General features: G+C 70.3%; 19 protein-coding genes and 1 pseudogene. 8 read left to right on the top strand and 12 right to left on the bottom strand.

What is annotated here, in order from left to right:
* Positions 1–93 precede the first annotated feature (93 nt).
* On the bottom strand, positions 94–582 hold the full coding sequence (locus ACFXPL_RS17775; RefSeq protein WP_384919635.1) for an ATP-binding protein: 489 nt from the start codon (positions 580–582) through the stop codon (positions 94–96).
* A gap of 336 nt (positions 583–918) precedes the next feature.
* Complete coding sequence (locus tag ACFXPL_RS17770) at positions 919–1,287, bottom strand: STAS domain-containing protein (protein ID WP_384919632.1); 369 nt, start codon at positions 1,285–1,287, stop codon at positions 919–921.
* Positions 1,288–1,570: 283 nt separating this feature from the next.
* Here ACFXPL_RS17770 and ACFXPL_RS17765 point away from each other — a divergent pair, with 283 nt between their 5' ends.
* The 3 genes and pseudogenes from ACFXPL_RS17765 to ACFXPL_RS17755 all read left to right on the top strand — a co-directional run.
* Positions 1,571–2,506 carry an RNA polymerase sigma factor SigF gene (locus ACFXPL_RS17765; protein ID WP_384919629.1) on the top strand — a complete coding sequence of 312 codons (936 nt, stop codon included), beginning with the start codon at positions 1,571–1,573 and terminating at the stop codon, positions 2,504–2,506.
* Positions 2,507–2,693: 187 nt separating this feature from the next.
* Positions 2,694–3,593: an LLM class flavin-dependent oxidoreductase gene (locus tag ACFXPL_RS17760; RefSeq protein WP_384919627.1), complete on the top strand. Its 900-nt coding sequence runs from the start codon at positions 2,694–2,696 to the stop codon at positions 3,591–3,593.
* A gap of 265 nt (positions 3,594–3,858) precedes the next feature.
* Positions 3,859–4,044 (top strand): annotated as a pseudogene (locus ACFXPL_RS17755) (alpha/beta hydrolase); the annotation flags it as partial.
* Between the two features lie 129 nt (positions 4,045–4,173).
* On the opposite strand, the gene ACFXPL_RS17750 reads toward ACFXPL_RS17755, so the two are convergent.
* From ACFXPL_RS17750 to ACFXPL_RS17740, 3 genes are all read right to left on the bottom strand, one after another.
* Positions 4,174–5,736, bottom strand: a complete 1,563-nt coding sequence (locus tag ACFXPL_RS17750) for an alpha-1,2-mannosidase (protein WP_384919624.1) — start codon at positions 5,734–5,736, stop codon at positions 4,174–4,176.
* 183 nt (positions 5,737–5,919) lie between these two features.
* Positions 5,920–8,031: a tetratricopeptide repeat protein gene (locus ACFXPL_RS17745; protein ID WP_384919621.1), complete on the bottom strand. Its 2,112-nt coding sequence runs from the start codon at positions 8,029–8,031 to the stop codon at positions 5,920–5,922.
* Positions 8,028–8,432 (bottom strand): hypothetical protein, encoded by a 405-nt coding sequence (locus ACFXPL_RS17740; RefSeq protein WP_384919618.1) that lies wholly within the window; start codon positions 8,430–8,432, stop codon positions 8,028–8,030. The genes ACFXPL_RS17745 and ACFXPL_RS17740 overlap by 4 nt, the downstream gene beginning before the upstream one ends.
* Before the next feature lie 41 nt (positions 8,433–8,473).
* Here ACFXPL_RS17740 and ACFXPL_RS17735 point away from each other — a divergent pair, with 41 nt between their 5' ends.
* Positions 8,474–8,677, top strand: coding sequence for a hypothetical protein (locus ACFXPL_RS17735; RefSeq protein WP_384919615.1), 204 nt, complete (start codon positions 8,474–8,476; stop codon positions 8,675–8,677).
* A 187-nt stretch (positions 8,678–8,864) separates the two neighbouring features.
* Here the strand turns inward: ACFXPL_RS17735 and tuf are convergent, their stop codons facing one another.
* The 6 genes from tuf to ACFXPL_RS17705 all read right to left on the bottom strand — a co-directional run bounded on the left by tuf (position 8,865) and on the right by ACFXPL_RS17705 (position 15,038).
* The gene (gene tuf, locus ACFXPL_RS17730) at positions 8,865–10,058 is read right to left on the bottom strand and encodes an elongation factor Tu (RefSeq protein WP_384835611.1); all 1,194 of its coding nucleotides are present in this window, start codon (positions 10,056–10,058) and stop codon (positions 8,865–8,867) included.
* 153 nt (positions 10,059–10,211) lie between these two features.
* Positions 10,212–12,338, bottom strand: coding sequence for an elongation factor G (gene fusA, locus ACFXPL_RS17725; RefSeq protein WP_384919612.1), 2,127 nt, complete (start codon positions 12,336–12,338; stop codon positions 10,212–10,214).
* A gap of 38 nt (positions 12,339–12,376) precedes the next feature.
* Positions 12,377–12,847 carry a 30S ribosomal protein S7 gene (gene rpsG / locus ACFXPL_RS17720; protein ID WP_384919609.1) on the bottom strand — a complete coding sequence of 157 codons (471 nt, stop codon included), beginning with the start codon at positions 12,845–12,847 and terminating at the stop codon, positions 12,377–12,379.
* A gap of 2 nt (positions 12,848–12,849) precedes the next feature.
* Positions 12,850–13,221 (bottom strand): 30S ribosomal protein S12, encoded by a 372-nt coding sequence (gene rpsL, locus ACFXPL_RS17715; protein ID WP_003948652.1) that lies wholly within the window; start codon positions 13,219–13,221, stop codon positions 12,850–12,852.
* 278 nt (positions 13,222–13,499) lie between these two features.
* Complete coding sequence (locus ACFXPL_RS17710; protein ID WP_384919607.1) at positions 13,500–14,009, bottom strand: hypothetical protein; 510 nt, start codon at positions 14,007–14,009, stop codon at positions 13,500–13,502.
* 570 nt (positions 14,010–14,579) lie between these two features.
* Entirely contained in the window at positions 14,580–15,038 is a 459-nt protein-coding gene (locus tag ACFXPL_RS17705; RefSeq protein ID WP_384919604.1) for a helix-turn-helix domain-containing protein, read from the bottom strand.
* 407 nt (positions 15,039–15,445) lie between these two features.
* On the opposite strand from ACFXPL_RS17705, the gene ACFXPL_RS17700 reads away from it, so the two are divergent.
* Together ACFXPL_RS17700 and ACFXPL_RS17695 are read left to right on the top strand one after the other, a co-directional pair.
* Entirely contained in the window at positions 15,446–16,267 is an 822-nt protein-coding gene (locus ACFXPL_RS17700; protein WP_384919601.1) for a hypothetical protein, read from the top strand.
* Positions 16,264–16,473 (top strand): hypothetical protein, encoded by a 210-nt coding sequence (locus ACFXPL_RS17695; RefSeq protein ID WP_384919598.1) that lies wholly within the window; start codon positions 16,264–16,266, stop codon positions 16,471–16,473. The genes ACFXPL_RS17700 and ACFXPL_RS17695 overlap by 4 nt, the downstream gene beginning before the upstream one ends.
* 115 nt (positions 16,474–16,588) lie before the next feature.
* Here the strand turns inward: ACFXPL_RS17695 and ACFXPL_RS17690 are convergent, their stop codons facing one another.
* Entirely contained in the window at positions 16,589–16,888 is a 300-nt protein-coding gene (locus ACFXPL_RS17690; protein ID WP_384919596.1) for a hypothetical protein, read from the bottom strand.
* A 268-nt stretch (positions 16,889–17,156) separates the two neighbouring features.
* Between ACFXPL_RS17690 and ACFXPL_RS17685 the strand changes: the two genes are divergently transcribed.
* A complete protein-coding gene (locus tag ACFXPL_RS17685) occupies positions 17,157–17,564 on the top strand; it encodes a hypothetical protein (protein ID WP_384919593.1) in 408 nt (135 codons plus the stop codon).
* A 156-nt stretch (positions 17,565–17,720) separates the two neighbouring features.
* The gene (locus tag ACFXPL_RS17680) at positions 17,721–18,308 is read left to right on the top strand and encodes a phage tail protein (protein ID WP_329828570.1); all 588 of its coding nucleotides are present in this window, start codon (positions 17,721–17,723) and stop codon (positions 18,306–18,308) included.
* Positions 18,309–18,434: the final 126 nt, after the last annotated feature.

Below are 18,434 nucleotides of genomic sequence, written 5' to 3'. Positions count from 1 at the left end.
CGCCGCGCCGGTCATCGGCGCGGCGGCTCCTGCCGTACGTGAGCTCCGCGCGTACGAGGCTTCAAGCGGCGGGCGGCGGTACGGCTACGCGCGTCACGCCGGAGCGGACAGCTCCGCCCATACGGTCTTGCCGGGGGCCCCGGGCGTCCTGACGACACCCCAGTCGAGGCAGAGCCGCTGCACGATGAACATGCCGTGCCCGCCGGGGCGTCCCGCGCGGTGCGGGGTGCGGGGCGCGGGCTGGCCCGTACCCCGGTCGGTGACCTCCAGCCGCAGCACCTTCGCGGTGTACGCGACGCGCAGCCCCTCGGGGCCGCCGGCGTGCAGGCAGGCGTTGGTGACCAGCTCGGAGACGACGAGCAGCACGTCCTCCGCCGCCGCGCGGCGGTCGGCGGTCGCCGCCGGGAGCCAGCCCCAGTCGTGGAGCGCCTGGCGGGTGAAGTCACGCGCGAGCGGGACGACACCGCTGGCGCCGGCCAGTACGAGCGTCCGCACCCGCGCGTCGGACGCCACGGAGGGACGCCCCGGCCGGTCCGACTCGGGGCCGAGGTCGCCCGGCGGCGGCTGCCGGGTGGTGCTCATCAGCGCTTCACCTCACCGATTCACCAATGTGTGAGTTCATCAGTACGACTGCAACGACTTCAACGCAGCTTCATCAATTGTGCGAGCCCAGGATCCCGCACGGGCCTGCCCGGGGTCTTCTGCCCCTCCGAATCGTGACAACACCCACTTCACGGTTCGGACGTCGTGACACATGCAACACACAGGCCCCGGAGGCCGTGACAAGGCGGAAAAGACACCATGAAAGGGTCCGATCGTGCCCGCGGGGCCAGGATCGACGGGTCCGGGCCAGGGTCGACGGGGCCGGACCGGCACGGTCCGCTTCCATCGGGTCCCCTCCGTCCCCTCGGGGCCGGCTCAATCCGCCAGGGCGTCCGCGAGCGAGTCGTGGACCGTGAAGACCGCGTTCGCACCCGTGATCTCGAAGACCCTCGCCACGACGGGCAGCATCCCGGCCAGATGAACCCCGCCACCGGCGGCCTCCGCCTTCAGACGGGCACCGAGCAGCACATTGAGCCCGGTGGAATCGCAGAATTCGAGCTGTGAGCAGTCAATCACCAGGCGCACCCGGCCTCGCCCAACGGCGTCGTCCAGAGGCTCCCGCAACAGTTCGGCCGTATGGTGATCCAACTCACCGGCCGCCGTCACTACCTCGCTCCGGCCCTCGGTCCGAACTCCGACCTGAAGCCGGCCCCGGTTCGCGCTGCCGACCGTCTGGCGGTCCATGCCCGTCCCTCTTCGCCGATGGTGCCGACCATGTCGACAGTGGTCCGTCTCGACGTCATCACAAGGTGATGACGTCCGTCGAACATTACGCCTTTCACACGTCAGGCGGTACCCAAACTCCCCCATAATACGGACATATACCTCAATTAACACTTGCAACGTTCCGTGCCTACCGGGTAGGGCTAGTAGGACACGTCCGACGCGACCGGCTTGGAGGCGCCGCAAACCGTAGCAACACGTATCGGCTTCGGCAGCCATATGCCGAGAACGTATGGAGGAGACCATGTCACCCCGGCTCGACGAACCGCGTACCCAGAACGCGCCGTCGGCAACTCCGCCCGCAGCTCTTGAGACCGACGTCACTCCGGCCGACGACGCCTGGCCGTCCGAGGTTTTCGAGGGCGGTTCCGACGGACCCCTGGACCTGCCCGAGATCCCGCCCTTCGACGAGGTGGGTGCGGTGGATGCCCGAGCCCTGTCGAAGACACTCTTCGCTCGCCTGGAGACCCTGGAAGAGGGCACCCACGAGCACGCGTACGTCCGTAACACCCTGGTCGAGCTGAATCTCGCCCTGGTCAAGTTCGCGGCCTCCCGGTTCCGCTCCCGCAGCGAGCCGATGGAGGACATCGTCCAGGTCGGCACGATCGGCCTGATCAAGGCCATCGACCGCTTCGAGCTGAGCCGCGGCGTCGAGTTCCCCACCTTCGCGATGCCGACGATCATCGGCGAGATCAAGCGTTTCTTCCGCGACACGTCGTGGTCGGTGCGCGTCCCGCGCAGACTCCAGGAACTCCGCCTCGACCTCGCCAAGGCGGGCGACGAACTGGCGCAGCGCCTCGACCGCGCGCCCACCGTCGGAGAACTGGCGCAATGCCTCGGCCTCACCAAGGAGGAGGTCATCGAGGGCATGGCGGCGAGCAACGCGTACACCGCGAGCTCGCTGGACGCCCAGCCCGAGGACGACGACACCGAGGGCGCCCTGGCGGACCGGATCGGGTACGAGGACCACGGCCTCGAAGGCATCGAGTACGTCGAGTCGCTGAAGCCGCTGATCGCGACGCTGCCGTCGCGTGACCGTACGATCCTCTCCCTGCGCTTCGTCGCGAACATGACGCAGTCGGAGATCGGGGAGGAGCTGGGCATCTCGCAGATGCACGTGTCGCGGCTGCTCACCCGGACTCTGGTCAAGCTCAGAAAGGGTCTGACGCTGGAGGAGTGAGCGGGCCTGGAGTGCCCACCTCGCCCCGCCGCCCCTTTCCACCACACCGTGCGCCCGTCCCCTGAACGAGGGGGCGGGCGCAGCTGGTTGCCTGCCCCGGCCCATCGGCGGACGGTGAGGCCGGTGGCGTACGAACGGGCCGCGAAAACCCACGGAACCCTCTTGCCCCACTCAGTAAGGTCATCGGATGACCAGTGAATTGACTTCCTCCCGCCGTATCGGCGTGATGTTCGACAGAGACGGGCGCCCGGAAGACCTCGCGGCGTACGCCACCGCGGTCGAAGAGCTCGGCGCGGACGACCTGTGGGTCGTGGAGGACCTGGCCTGGGCGGGCTCGGTCTCCTCGGCGACGCTCGCGCTGGCCGCCACCTCCCGGCTGCGGGTCGGCATCGGCATCGCGCCCGCGCCGCTGCGCAACCCGGCACTCCTCGCCATGGAACTCGCCACGCTGGGACGGGTGTTCCCGGGCCGGATCATCGCGGGCGTCGGGCACGGCGCCCACGACTGGATGGCCCAGGTCGGCGCCGCCTCCCCCACCAAGCTCGCGCTGCTGGAGGAGACGATCACGGCGGTACGGGGCCTGCTCACCGGTGGGACCACGACCGTGGACGGCCGCGCGGTCCACATCGACGGCGTACGCCTGGTCCACCCCCCGGAAACGGCACCGCCCGTCGTCGCCGGTGTCGTCCGCCCCCGGTCGCTGGAGCTCTCCGGGCGCGTGGCCGACGGTACGGTCATGGCCGAGGGCCAGGGTCCTGACGTACTGAAGGCCGCGCTCGACACGATCGCGAAGGGCCGCGCGTCCGCGTCCGCCCCTCCCTCGCACGAACTCATCGCCTTCACCCACCTGTTCGTGGACGACCGGCCCGACCGCGTCGCCACGGCCATCGCGCCGGTGGTCGAGGAGTACACCGCGTGGCTGGGCATCCCGCCCCAAGAGGTCTTCCTCGCGGCGGGCGACGCGGCGACGGCGGCCCGCCGCATCGAGAGCCTGTGGGACGCGGGAGCCGACACGGTGGTCCTGCGCCCGGTCGGGGACGACCCGTTGGGCCAGGTCGGCGCGGCGCTGGCACACCTCGCCCGCTGACGGGGCCCGCCACGTCGCCGTCGAGGTGACCGGAGCCCGATGTGCCGGTGGCCCGAGGGGCATGGGAGCGGATCGGGTGCCACGGGGCCGCGCACCACGGGCTGGTCGTGCTCCCCGACGACAGCGGCTTGCGCACAGCGGCCCGTGACCTGACCGATGCCGTGGAACGGGGGGCCTGGCGTCGCCCGGGTGACGTCCGGCGGACCGGCCGGTTGCCGGACCCCCGCGCTACGTTTTCGGCATGACTGATTTCGTGCTGGTGGCGGGCGGGCTTCCTGCGACGTACGTCAAGTGTCTGCTCGACGGCGCCGAGCCGAACGCGGACGTGGCCGCGCTGCTGAAGAGCGAGCGATGGCGGCTGATACCGATGGACACCGGGCACTGGCCGATGTTCTCGCAGCCGTGCGAGCTGGCGCGGATCCTGGCGGCGGCCGGTCGGCAGACCTCGTGACCCTGCCCTGCGAGGGGGCAGCGTGCTGAGTCGCGCTGCCCGCCCCCCGCAGGTCTCCGCCCCGTCGTGGGCCTCGTACGGCGAGGCTCATCCGGTGTGGTTCATCCGGTGTGGTTCATCCGGTGTGGCTCATCCGGAGTTCTTCATGTACGCCGCCAGCTTGCCGATGAGGCGCGCCGCGTCGTCCAGGGTGCGGGCCGTCTCCCCCAGGTCCCCGGCGAGCAGTTCCTCCGCGTGACCGTCCTGCGGCTCCGTGTCGGACCACGGTCCGGGGACGGTCGTACCCCGGTACCCGACAGGTTCGCCCCCGGCGGGCGTGCGGTAGCCGGTGAAGTCGGCGGCGTCGGGGGTCGGGCCCGTGGTGATCTCACCGGCGAGGAATTCGACCCGGGAGAGCTGAGTCTCGGAGCTGCCCGCGTTGTCGGTGATGGACAAGCGGTAGTGGGTGTACGGCGTGGTGTTGGTGAACTGGTACTCGTTCGTCCCGAAGCGCCCCCGGAAGCGTTCGCCGCTGCGGGAGTCCAGGTCCGACCAGGTGCGTCCGTCGTACGAACCTGCCAGCTCCCAGTCCCTCGGATCCCGGCCCGGGGCGTCGTTCGCCGAGGTCAGCCGGTAGGCCGAGACCGCGGCGGGCGGGTCGAGGACGAATTCGAGATCGGCGGTGCCGTCGTGCGCCAGCCACTTGTCGTGCGAGCCGCGGAGCAGGTTCTCCGCGACCTCCCCTCCCGCGCCGAACTCCTCGCTCGCCCGTACGTCGGTGACCGTACGGGTGACATCGCGCAGTTCGCCGGTGGTGACCGCCGCCGCGGCAGTGGCGGGGGAACTCAGCACGACGGAGGCGGTGTTGCCGCGCCGGTCGGTCCAGGACACCCGCTCCACCGGGGCCCCGCCCGCGTCGAGCAGCAGCCTCAGCTCCCCGGACGGGGACCAGCTCTCGCCCCGGGCCTCCTCCGTCGAGAAGAGGTGGAGGGGTGCGCCGGCCGTGCCCTCGGGGTAGGCCGTGCGGTCCGTGAGGGTGCCGCGGTACTCGGCGAGCGCTCCGTCGGCTCCCCGCCAGTGTCCCTGGAACCCGGACAGGTCGGCCCGCAGCCCGATCGCCGCGTCCGAGCCGTCGGCGCCGCGCCAAGCGAGGTGGGCGGGGACGGCCCGCTCACCGCCGTCGAGGTGGAACAGCAGCCGGGGAGCGGGCTGCCACACGGTGGCACCGGGCGCGCGGCGCTCGGTGGCGAAGGAGACGACCGACCGGGTGGCCGCCCTGGCCGCGAGCGCCCGCTCGGCCCGGCCACTGTCGTGGGCGGGGTCCACGGTGACGGCTCGCAGCCGGAGCAGCGTGTCCGTGCCCTCCGGGCCGCGTATCTCCAGGATGTTGTCGCCGGGCGCCAGCAGATCGCCAGGAGCCGCGAACACGGCCTCCTGGACGGCGCCGTGCCCACCGTCTCCCGGAACGGCCGGCCTGTCACCGAGCACCTTGCCGTTGAGACGGACGTCCATCGGCGCGTCGCCGCCGAGGGTGGTCACCGTGACGACGGCCTCGGCGATCTCCTCCCGCTCGTCCAGCGCGAAGTCCAGCTTGACGTATCCGCCGCCGCCCAGCGCGAGATGCGAGGAGGCGATCCCGCACCGGTGATGGCCGACGACGGCGTTCGACAGCTTGGCGGGACGGGTGGAGAAATCAGCGAAGACCGGTTCCATGTACGTTCCTAGCGTCGTCCGGTACCGGCCCGGGCGACGCGGACCGGCGGCATTTCCCAGAACCGTACCGGCGCCCACTGACAACACCCGGGCCCTCAACTGCGTTGCACGTCCGACTACTTGACGCCTTCGCGTGGACAAGGCCGTTCGGCGGCCCTTGCCGAGCGCGGCTGTGGCGCGGTGTCAGTCGGCTCCTGGTTCGGAGTGTGCCCGCCTGGCCCCGGCGAGCAGGTTCCGGGCGAGGTCGACATGAGGGTGGTGGGGGCCGAGGATGCGCTCCCGGTCGGTGAGTACGCGTTCGTGAAGGGCGATGGCGCGGTCGAGGTCGTCCGCCATTTCCCAGCTGCGGGCGAGGTTGCTGCGGGCGGTGAGGGTTTCGGGGTGGTCCGGGCCGAAATGCAGCTCGTACTCCGCCAAGGACTGCTCGTGCAGGGCGACGGCCCGGGCCAGGTCCCCGGCGGCTCTGTAGGAACTGGCCAGGTTGGCCCGCGCGTTCAGGGTGTGGGGGTGGTCGGGGCCGACGGTACGTTCGTAGTCCCCGAGGTTGCGCCGGTTGAGCTCCAGGGCGCGATCCGTTTCCCCCCTCAGGGCGTACAGGTAGGCGAGGTTGCCACGGGCCACCAGAGTGTCCGGGTGGTCCGGGCCGAGAACACGCTCGCAGTCGGCGACATTGCCCAGGTGGAGGGGGAGGGCGCTCTCCAGATCGCCGGCGGTGCGGTGGGCGCTCGCGAGGAAGCTGCGGGCGGCCATGGTCCTCGGGGCGTCCGGACCGTAGATCCGTACGAACGCGTCGACAGCGCGCCGCGAGTAGGAGATCGCCTGCGCCATGTGGCCTTCACCCTGCAGAAACCCGGACGCCAGAAAACTGATGTCGGCCGTGGCCCGCGTGTCCTGTTCAGGGTTCAACAGGGCGAGCAGGGCGTGGATATGGGGAAGCAGCTCCCGCCATCGTTCCCAGCCGGTGACGTCGAAGACCGGGTCGCCGGGGAGGGACTGCCACATCACGCCCTCGGACCGCTCCCGGGCCACGGTGATCAAATCGGCCGCGCGGTTCGGATCGGCGGAGTCGGGTGTACGGGCCACGGCCCGCACCAAGCCGTGGAGGGAGAAGGTCCGGCGCGTCAGCGTGATCATGCTGTACGTGTGCAGCAGGGCGAGGGCGTCGTCCACCACGAACGGATCGGTGTGCAGGGCGTGGGCCAACTCGCGCGGTACCGGCGCGGAGGAGAACCAGGCGAAGGTGCGCAGGATGTCCCCCGCGAGGGGGCTCTCGGCGGTGATGGCCTGGAGGGAGAGCTGCCAGATGCGGGCGACCGTACGGTGGTGGTGAACCTCAGCTCCCGCCGCCCCCGCCGCTCCCGGAGACGCGGGCGCGGACGCGGCGAACATCCGGGCGGGATGGCGGCGCAGGCGCTCAAGGTACGTGGTCGGGGTGATCGCCGTGTATTCGATGTAGGCGGCGGCCTGCTCCAGCGCCAGGGGCAGGTGGCCCAGTTCCGCGGCGATCCGCTCAAGGAGAGGTCCGTCGGCCCCGCCGGGGCCGTCCGAACCGCCCGTGTCGGCGTCGTGGCCGTCGTCGGCGTCCTGGTCGTCGATGAGGCGTACGAGCATGTCCACCGCGGCGTCGGCGGGCAACGTCTCCAGGACCAGGGGCCTGGCGAGCCGGCGCCATCCGGTCGACCGGCGGCTGGTGATGAGGTGGCGGCCCGAGCCGAGCGGGCCGATGACCGCTTCCAGGTCACGTGGTGAGGCGGCGTTGTCGAAGATGAGGAGCCAGCCCTCGTGCGCCTGGAGCCAGTTGACCGCCCAGGCGGCGTTCTCGGCGCTGCTCGCGGAGGCGAGGCACCCGAACGGGTTGATACCGGCGGCGAGGCCGGCGAGCGCACCGGCGATGCTGCTGGGCGTCTCCGCCGGAATCCACCAGACGGGGTTGTAACGGTCCCGGTGGTGATGGGCGAAGTGGAGGGCGAGCGCGCTCTTGCCGACGCCGCCCAGGCCGTACACCACGGACGGTGTCGCCGGAAGCCCGTCGTTCAGGGCCGCGTGGAGTTCGCCCATGTCCGACTGCCGGTCGACGAAGACAGGGCTGGGCGGGGCCGGCAGATTGGTCAGCGCGCCCGGTGCCTCGACATCGGCGGGCGGCCTGAGGGCTGCGGCGGGCAGATGGACGGTGCGCTGGTCGATCGTGGCGCCATCGCCCGTACTGATGACGCCGTGGTTGGTGCCCGCCGCTGCCGCACGGTCTCCGGAGGCCGAGGACGAGGCCGAGGCCGCGGCGCCGGGGGGCCGGCTCATCGCTGGATGGTGGCGTCGCTGCCCGTGCTGATGATCCCGGAGTTGTTCCGCACGGCCACGGCCCCCTCGCCGGAGGCGGTGAAGGACGTACCGGTGGCGGGGAGCATACGGGCGATCTCCGCCGCCAGGTCCGGGTCGTCGAGGAGAGCCCGCTTGACGTGTGCCCGCAGCAGGGCCTGGAAGTCCTCGTCGTCCGGTAGCTCCGCCAGGTTGGAGACGGCGCCCTCGATGGCCGCGCGGCTCTCCTCGCGGCCCCACAGACGCTGAACGATCCGGCGTCCCAGGGAGACCGTGGCGTCAGCGGCCGTATCGGTGGATCTGGTCAACACCGCGGTGCCGTACGCCCCCACCGCGGCCGTGATGTACGGCGTCACCTCGCCTGCGACGGCCAGAGCATCCATGATGTGTCCCCCTTGCCCAGCACCCTCGGATAGCCGGAATCATGGCACGGAAGCGGCCCGCCATCCATCTCGCCCCTGGGGAACGGCCGGACCCTTTCCCCGTCTCCACACGCCGCCGCGAACAGCTCCGGCGGGTGTCCGCCGGCAGCGCCGCATCCAGCGCCTTCTCCCCGTCGCGGGACGGCCGGACCGCGTGCGGCTCCGTCTTCCACCGCTCCATCGGCGGCTGCGGCCGTGCCGCGTGAATCCACTCCCCCAGGTGGAGCGCCGCCGGATCCTCGTCCGCCCCGGAGCCGGTCCGCGAGCCGGCGCGGGATCCCCCGTGGCCCACAGCGAAAGGGCCCGTACGACCGAAGTCGTACGGGCCCTTCACAGGTTGCTCCGAGGAGCTACCAGGTCGGACCGGACCATGAGATCCGATCAGATCAGCAATTACTTGTTGATCTTGGTGACCTGGCCGGCGCCGACGGTCCGGCCACCCTCACGGATGGCGAACTTGAGGCCCTCCTCCATGGCGACGGGCTGGATCAGCTCGACCGTCATGACGGTGTTGTCGCCCGGCATGACCATCTCGGTGCCCTCGGGGAGGGTCACGACGCCGGTCACGTCCGTGGTACGGAAGTAGAACTGCGGGCGGTAGTTGTTGAAGAAGGGGGTGTGACGGCCACCCTCGTCCTTCGACAGGATGTAGGCCTGGGCCTCGAAGCTGGTGTGCGGCGTGACCGAACCCGGCTTGATGATGACCTGGCCGCGCTCGACGTCCTCGCGCTTGATGCCACGGAGGAGCAGACCGACGTTCTCACCGGCCTGGCCCTCGTCGAGCAGCTTGCGGAACATCTCGATGCCCGTGACCGTGGTGGTGGTCTTCTCGGTCTTGATACCGACGATGTCGACGGTCTCGTTGACCTTCAGGACACCACGCTCGATACGACCGGTGACGACGGTGCCACGACCGGTGATCGTGAAGACGTCCTCGATCGGCATCAGGAACGGCTTGTCGACGTCGCGCTCGGGCTGCGGGATCGACTCGTCGACGGCCTTCATCAGGTCGAGGACGGTCTTGCCCCACTCGGCGTCGCCCTCAAGGGCCTTGAGCGCCGAGACCTTGACGACCGGCAGGTCGTCGCCCGGGAACTCGTACTCGGAGAGCAGCTCACGGACCTCGAGCTCGACGAGCTCAAGGATCTCCTCGTCGTCCACCATGTCGGCCTTGTTCAGGGCGACAACGATGTACGGAACGCCGACCTGGCGGGCCAGGAGCACGTGCTCCTTGGTCTGCGGCATCGGGCCGTCGGTGGCGGCGACCACGAGGATGGCGCCGTCCATCTGCGCCGCACCCGTGATCATGTTCTTGATGTAGTCCGCGTGACCGGGGCAGTCGACGTGCGCGTAGTGACGCGACTCCGTCTGGTACTCGACGTGCGCGATCGAGATCGTGATACCGCGCTGGCGCTCCTCAGGAGCCTTGTCGATCTGGTCGAAGGCCGAGGCCTCGTTCAGGGTCGGGTACGCGTCATGCAGCACCTTGGTAATGGCGGCCGTGAGGGTCGTCTTACCGTGGTCGATGTGACCGATGGTGCCGATGTTGACGTGCGGCTTAGTCCGCTCGAACTTCGCCTTCGCCACTGGGGTCCTCCTGGAGTGGTTCTGTACGCCTTACTCATCGGCGCCAGGTGATCTTTGCTGGGATACCGGGGCCCGGGACCCCACGCCGCATGGGCTGCGGCGGGGAACCCCAGGGCTTGCCGGTGACAAGCCTAAAGCGTGGACTCGGTCGAGTTACTCGCCCTTGGCCTTCGCGATGATCTCCTCGGCGACGTTCCGGGGAACCTCGGCGTAGGAGTCGAACTGCATCGAGTAGCTTGCGCGACCCGAGGTCTTGCTGCGGAGGTCTCCGACGTAGCCGAACATCTCCGAAAGCGGCACCAGACCCTTGATGACCTTGGCGTTCGCCCGGTCCTCCATGGACTGGATCTGCCCACGACGGGAGTTGATGTCGCCGATCACATCGCCCATGTAGTCCTCGGGCGTGGTGACCTCGACGGACATCATCGGCTCAAGGAGTACGGGAGACGCCTTGCGGGCGGCTTCCTTGAACGCCTGCGAACCGGCGATCTTGAAGGCCAGCTCGGAGGAGTCGACCTCGTGGTAGCCACCGTCGAGCAGCGTCAGGCGCACGCCGGTCATCTCGTAACCGGCCAGGATGCCGAACTGCATGGCCTCCTGCGCACCGGCGTCCACCGAAGGGATGTACTCCTTCGGGATACGCCCACCGGTGACCTTGTTCACGAACTCGTACGGGACGTCGCCGTCCGTAATGGGCTCGACCATGATCTGCACCTTGGCGAACTGCCCGGTGCCACCGGTCTGCTTCTTGTGCGTGTAGTCCACGCGCTCGACGGTCTTGCGGATCGTCTCACGGTAGGCGACCTGCGGCTTGCCGACGTTCGCCTCGACGCGGAACTCGCGCCGCATGCGGTCGACCAGCACCTCAAGGTGGAGCTCGCCCATACCGCCGATGACGGTCTGGCCGGTCTCCTCGTTGCTGTGCACCTGGAAGGAGGGGTCCTCCTCCGCGAGCCGCTGGATGGCCACACCCAGCTTCTCCTGGTCACCCTTGGACTTGGGCTCGATCGCGACCTCGATCACCGGCGCCGGGAAGTCCATGGACTCCAGGATCACCGGGTTCTTGTCGTCGCACAGCGTCTCACCGGTGGTGGTCTGCTTCAGGCCCATGACGGCGACGATGTCGCCGGCGCCCACCGACTCGATCTCCTCACGCTTGTTCGCGTGCATACGGTAGATCTTGCCGATGCGCTCCTTGCGGCCCTTCACGGAGTTCAGCACCGCGGTGCCGGACTCCAGACGGCCGGAGTACACCCGGACGAAGGTGAGCTTGCCGAGGTGCGGGTCGCTCATGATCTTGAACGCCAGCGCCGACAGCGGCTCGTCGAAGGAGGGCTTGCGCGTGATCTCCTTCTCCGGGTCCTTGACGTCGTGGCCGACGATGCCCTCGACGTCCAGCGGAGTCGGCAGGTAACGCACGACCGCGTCGAGCAGGGGCTGGACGCCCTTGTTCTTGAACGCGGTACCGCAGAACACCGGGGTGATGGTCACACCGTCGGACTTGCCCGACGCGATGGTGATACGGCGGATCGCCGCGTAGAGCTGCTCCACGGTGGGCTCGACGCCCTCCAGGTACAGCTCCATCAGCTCGTCGTCGTTCTCCGAGACGACCTCGAGCAGCTTGCCGCGCCACTCCTCGGCCGCCTCGGTGTGCGTGGCCGGGATGTCGACAACGTCGTACATCTCGCCCTTGGCCGCCTCGGCGGACCAGACAAAGGCCTTCATCGTCACGAGGTCGACGACGCCCTTGAAGTCCATCTCGGCACCGATCGGAAGCTGCATCACGATCGGGATGGCGCCGAGGCGGTCCGCGATCATGTCGACGCAGCGGTGGAACTCCGCGCCGGTCCGGTCGAGCTTGTTGACGAAGCAGATGCGGGGCACGCCGTAACGGTCGGCCTGCCGCCATACGGTCTCGGACTGCGGCTCCACACCGGCGACACCGTCGAACACGGTGACGGCACCGTCGAGGACGCGGAGCGAACGCTCCACCTCGACCGTGAAGTCCACGTGACCCGGGGTGTCGATGATGTTGATGGTGTGGTCGACGTCGTCGAGCGGCCAGTGGCAGGTCGTCGCGGCGGACGTGATCGTGATGCCGCGCTCCTGCTCCTGCTCCATCCAGTCCATCGTGGCAGCGCCGTCGTGGACCTCACCGATCTTGTAGCTCACACCGGTGTAGAACAGGATGCGCTCGGTGGTCGTCGTCTTGCCCGCGTCGATGTGGGCCATGATCCCGATGTTGCGGACCTTGGCCAGGTCAAGCGAAGTGGTGGCCATAAGGCTCAATCTTCTCTCGGTCTCGATGTGGGGAGCGACTACCAGCGGTAGTGCGCGAAGGCCTTGTTGGACTCGGCCATCTTGTGCGTGTCCTCGCGCTTCTTGACCGAGGCGCCGAGACCGTTGGAGGCGTCGAGCAGCTCGTTCATGAGGCGTTCGGTCATCGTCTTCTCACGACGGGCGCGGGAGTAACCCACGACCCAGCGCAGGGCGAGGGTGCCGGCGCGACCGGGCTTGACCTCGATCGGCACCTGGTAGGTGGCGCCACCGACGCGGCGGGACTTGACCTCAAGCGTGGGCTTGACGTTCTCCAGCGCGCGCTTCAGCGTGATGACCGGGTCGTTGCCGGTCTTCTCGCGGAGGCCTTCCATGGCGCCGTAGACGATCCGCTCGGCGGTGGAACGCTTGCCGTTGAGCAGAAGCTTGTTGATCAGTGACGTGACAAGAGGAGAACCATAGACCGGGTCGATGATGACCGGGCGCTTCGTGGCGGGGCCCTTACGAGGCATTCTTACTTCTCCTTCTTGGCGCCGTAGCGGCTGCGGGCCTGCTTGCGGTTCTTGACACCCTGGGTGTCGAGGGAACCGCGAATGATCTTGTAACGAACACCCGGCAGGTCCTTCACACGGCCACCACGCACGAGCACGATCGAGTGCTCCTGCAGGTTGTGTCCCTCACCCGGAATGTAGGCCGTGACCTCGATGCCGGAGGTCAGACGCACACGCGCGACCTTCCGGAGGGCCGAGTTCGGCTTCTTCGGGGTGGTCGTGAAGACACGCGTGCAGACGCCACGACGCTGAGGGGATCCCTCAAGAGCGGGCGTCTTGTTCTTCTCGACCTTGTCCTGCCGGCCCTTCCGGACCAGCTGCTGGATCGTAGGCACTACTTCTCCGGTTTCTGTGTGCCGTTAGTGGAACTAACCTGGAACACCACCGACCCACGCGGTCGGGTGTGTCGAATACTGCAAAGCCCTCGCCGAAAGCGAGGAAGGCGCAGATTGCGGTGGCCCGTACTCGAACTCCTCGTGCGGCTGAGGACACGCACAGGAGCCCAGGCACACCCCAGGCACAAGGTCTGAGCGTACCTACCTCATCGACTCCGGTCAAAACAAATGCCCACGCACGGGACGCGCCCGGGACGGCCCTCGCGACCTGGCCCGATTCAGCCATCCGGACGGGCCGGGGACGGACCCTCGGGATCACACTCCCTGGCCTGCTCCCGCGCCTGGTCCCGGGTGGGCGTCGGCTCACCGGCGGGACCGCGCCGCGCCCGCCTGCCCAGGCTACGGGGAGAGCCGAGCCGGGGGATGGTGGGCACCCGCGAGCCGGGGTTCTTGGGTACGAGACCGGCGGTGGCGGGGCGGGAGACGTCCGCGCGGGGCGGTAGCGCCTCCGACGGAGCCGGGTCCGGGTCAGCGTCCGGGGCCGGGGCCGCGTCCGGGGCCGGGGCCGCGTCCGGCTGGGCGTCGTCGAGGGGGGCGAGGGGTACGTCGCCGGGCGGGGGCGCCGCGGGGGCCGGTTCCGCGTTCCCCCGATGGACCAGCCTCAGCCGCGGCGGCGGACCCGGCCGGGCACCCGCCCGCTCACGCCCGGCCTCGTACGTGGCCATGGCGTCGCGCCAGCCGTCCGCGTACGCCGCGATCTCCCGCTCCCCCAGCTCGTCGCGCGACACGACCAGGAGGTCTTCCGGCGCATGGTGCTCCAGGTGCTCGTGGAGCCGGGCCAGCAGGCCCTGGCGATCGAGCGGCGGGTCGGCCGGCCCGGCACGCTCGGAGGAACCGGAGGGCCCGGAGGACTCCGGCGACTCCGGCAGCCCGGGCGACGGCGGTGCCGACGGCGGCAGCGGCCCGGGGGCTTGCGAAGGCTGGTGATCATCGGACGGTGCCGACGGGGTCGAGGATGCCGACGGACCCGGTGAGCCAGGCGGATCCGGCGAATTCGACGGTGCCGGCGGAGTCGGCGGCTTCACGCGGTCGGCCGCGCCCCGCCCCCGCCTACCGGCACGCCGCTGCCGGGTCTTCTCCTCCCCCTCGGCCACGCACCGTCCCTCTTTCGCGTCGCGCGTCAGCCGCCCCCGTCGGTCGCGTCGGCCACACGGGCCGCGACCGACGGCACCCCCTGGGGGACTGACCTCCGCGTCCGTGCAGCGCAGGCCGAATCACCCTACTACCCGACCATGGCCAGGAGGGAGGGCGGATCGGGACGCTCCCGAGCCGGGGCACGGCGCCCGCCCGGCCCGGGTTCACTCCGAGGCGAGCGGCGTCCGGTCCGCGCCGCGGGCCGCCGGGGGCGGCAGGAACTGCCCGGCGATCCGGATGAACATCTCCCGCTGCTCCTCCGGCACGCCGAGCCCGATCGCGGCCTCCTCGATGGTGAGCCGCCGCACCTCGTAAGGACCGGCCCCCGCCCCGTCGGAAAGCTGCCGCGCATCCGGCAGCGGCAGGTCGCTCTCGGTCAGCCGGCCGGAGCGGATCAGCATGTCGCGGACCGGAACCCCGAGCACGCGCGCGAGCCGCCGGGTCGTCTCCAGGTCCGGCATGCTCTGGCGGTGCAGAAGCCGGGTGATGGCCGCTCGGTGCACGCCGGCCTCGTCGGCCAGCCGGGACTTGCCTCCGCCACGCGGACTGTCGATGTCGAAGCCGCGGCGACGGATCAGCTCTTCGACCCAGGCGGCGAACTGATCAAGGTCACTGGTGGTCATGGGTGGGGCGCCTCCCTCCGAAGCCGAACCAGCGTATCGCGCTTGCGCGCACGGAATTATGCACGAGTAAGACGCCAAGTGTGCGGATTCGGCAAAGACCTCCCCCCTTGATGCGTCGCCACCGAATCACCACCGCCACGGGAACTCACCCCCAAAGATGATTGCGCGCGAGCGCGCAACGTGTCAGTGTCGGTGTCGCGACACGGAGTGACCATGAGGTCACCGTCCAGTCGCGGGGCCCGGGGCCGCCTGTCCGGATCCGCACGCCCGGACCCCTCCGCCCGGATCCGTACACCCGGATCCGTACACCCGGATCCGTACGCCGGGATGCATCCGCCCGGATCCATCCGCCCGGCCCTGTCCGCCCGGACCTGCCACCCGGACCCGTCTGCCCTGGGAGAGCGCCCATGCCCGTCACCAGCCGCACCACCAGCCGTGACGAAACCCCCGGCCGCCACGCCGCCTCCACCCCCGACGCCCACCCGGGCAGGCCAGCGGCCGACGCCGCCGCCCGCTGGCTGGATGTGCTGATACGTCAGTACCCGGAGTTGCTGACCGAGCTGATCCCCGGAGCCGTCACCGGCCCTGCCACCACCACGGCCGGTGACCACCCGCACCGCACCCCGGGCCAACTCGCCGCCGACTCCGAACGCTTCCGCGCCGAGCGCGCGGACGCCCTGCTCGTCGAGCAGCGCCACGGCCTCGCCGTCCCCGGCCACTCCACCGCCCCACTGCGGCTGCACATCTCGGACGCGATCCGCGACATCACCGACGGAGTCGTCGAACTGGAGGAGGCCGTCCACGACAAGCTGGGCCTCGGCCGCCCCCGCCGCGCGCCGGTGCCCGAGCGACTGGGGCGGCTGGCCCGGCTGCTGGACCGTATCGCCGCCCATCGGGTCCTCGCGGCGCACGTACGGGACGAGACCCGCCGCATGGCCCGGCGCTGCGGACGCGCGCTCGGCGACACGGAACCGATGGCGCGGGTGGGGGGCCGCTGCCCGTGGTGCGATTCGGTGTCCCTGCGCGCGTTCCCGTCCCGAGGGGCGGTGCTCTGCGTCAACCCGGCCTGCCGGTGCGACGCCGGGGAGTGCGACTGCCGTACGGATCCGGCCTACCGGCACCTCTGGGAGCGGGACTCCTGGGCGCGGCTCGCGGCCTCGACGGGCGGCGACGCGCGGGAGATGGCCGAAGCCGTGTCGGAGGACCCGGCGGACGGGACCGTGCGGTGAACGCTTCCACCACGCCACTGATCACGGGCGCACTGGCGGCCGGCGAGGTCGAGGTGGCCCCGGCGACCATCCGCAAGTGGGTCCAGCTCGGCCATCTCACCCCGGCGGGGAGCCAGGGCCGTGCCCTGCTCTACCGGCTGGAAGACGTGTTCGCCGCGGAACGCGCGGCGCGCGGACGCCGGCCGACGCCGACGCCGACGCGCTGACCACGGCCCGAACCCCCGCCCCGAACCTCCGCTCCGAACGAGCAAGTCCGGCCGGCCGCCCTCATCACCTCGCCACAGCGCGGGGGAGGGCGGCCGGCTCTTTCGCGTGGACGGGTCAGAGCGCCGCGCGCCCACGCGGCCCTTCGGGCTCCCCGGCGGGAACCGAGTCCGCACGAGGAGGCTCGGGCGTCCCCGTACCGAGGAGAGTGACGGCCTCCTGCCAGCCGCCGGCGAATCCGCGCACCTCCGCCTCGACGGCGACACGGGCCCCCACCTTCACGGCCACCGCCGTGAGCGTCCGGGCCATCTCACCGGTGTACGTACCGGATTCACCCGCCTCGGCCGCCACCTCCACGACCACGGCGACGATCTCACTCAGCCGCTGCTGCGCATCGCTCTCGTGCTCCCCGCTCATCTCACCGCCACCTTCTCGAATACATGTTCGATACGCAGCGTATCGCCCGCAAGCCCTGAGTGACCACCGCGAACCGGATCGATTCCGGACCGTCACTAATTGCGCGCCCACGCGCACTAGTTGCGCTCTCGCTCGACATGGATCACAATGGGTGCAGCGGCGGAGCTGTGCCCACCTCCCTCCGGGGTGCAGCTCCGCCGCTGGCGTACCCGGGGCCCATGGCTCCGGCCACAGGCCCGACCCCTACGAACTGGAGTGATATGCCGTCATGAGCACTCCCCCGAGCACGTTTCCCGACGTGGAGGCCATCGTCGTGGAACTCCTCTCCGACCGGCCGGAACTGGCCGACGCCACGGTGGACGAGACCCCGCCGCCCGGCTTCGACGGCACCCAGAAGGCCGTGATCGTCTCGCGCCGGGGCGGCGCCTGGATCGACGATCTCCATCTGGATCTGCCGCTGATCGAACTGGAGTGCTACGGGCCGGACAAGCCCACGGCCCACCTCCTGGCCAACGCGGCCCGGGCCGAACTCCTCAAGGCACGCGGCACCCGGTACGGCCCCACGACGATCACCGATGTCGTGGAGGCGGACGGACCGCGCTGGCTGCCCGAATACCTCTACCCGGCGGCGAACCGCTACCTCTGCGTCATGCGGTTCTCGATGCGTACGGACTGACCCCGGCGCCCCGGAGGCCCACTGCGGGCCCCCGTACGCCCCGTACGCCCCACAGACAAGGCCCTGCCGATCCGGCGGGGCCTTTGCCGTACCCACGGCAGCACCACCCGTCCCGGCACCACCACCTCACGCACCACACCTCACCAAGGAGCCCTCATGGCATCTGCGAACGACTCCTCCCAGATCCGTATCGCCGGCACCGGCCGCCTCTTCGTCGCCGCGGCGGGCGCGAGCGCGCCGGCCAACTTCGCGACCGACTGGGACCCCCAGGTGTGGAAGGACCTGGGCTACACCTCCACCGACGGCGTCACCTTCGCCAAGAAGGACAAGCTGGACCCGGTCGAGACCTGGCAGTCCGTCAGCCCGGCCCGCTTCATCTACGCGGACCGCGACCTGACCCTGAAGTTCTCGATGCTCCAGTTCAACGAGGCGACCCTGCCGTTCTTCATGGGCGGCGACGCCGTGGAGCCGGTGGCCAGCGCGGAGGGCGTCTTCTCGTACGCCATCCCGGACGGCCCGCAGTTCGACGAGCGCGCCCTCGGCCTGGAGTTCACCGACGGTACGGACGTGACGTACCGCTTCGTCATCCCGCGCGGCCAGGTCACCGCGTCGGACGACATCAAGCTGGCCCGCAAGGCCGCGGCGCTGCTCGGCGTCACCTTCACCGCGCTCGCCGCGAAGGAGGGTGAGCCGCTGGCCACCTTCCTGATGAAGGACCCGGCGTACGCGTCGCCGGTGGCCTGAGAACCCGGGGGCGGGGCCCGACCGGGGCCGGCCCCCCCCCCCCCCCCCCCCCCCCCCCCCCCCCCAGCCGCCGCACCCCCCCGGGGCCAAAACAGAAAACCACCCCCGCCCGGGGCCCCCGCGCGC

The organism is Streptomyces sp. NPDC059092 (assembly GCF_042756365.1).
In the GTDB taxonomy this organism is placed as follows: Bacteria; Actinomycetota; Actinomycetes; order Streptomycetales; family Streptomycetaceae; genus Streptomyces.
This window is presented reverse-complemented; position numbering and strand designations above follow the sequence as displayed.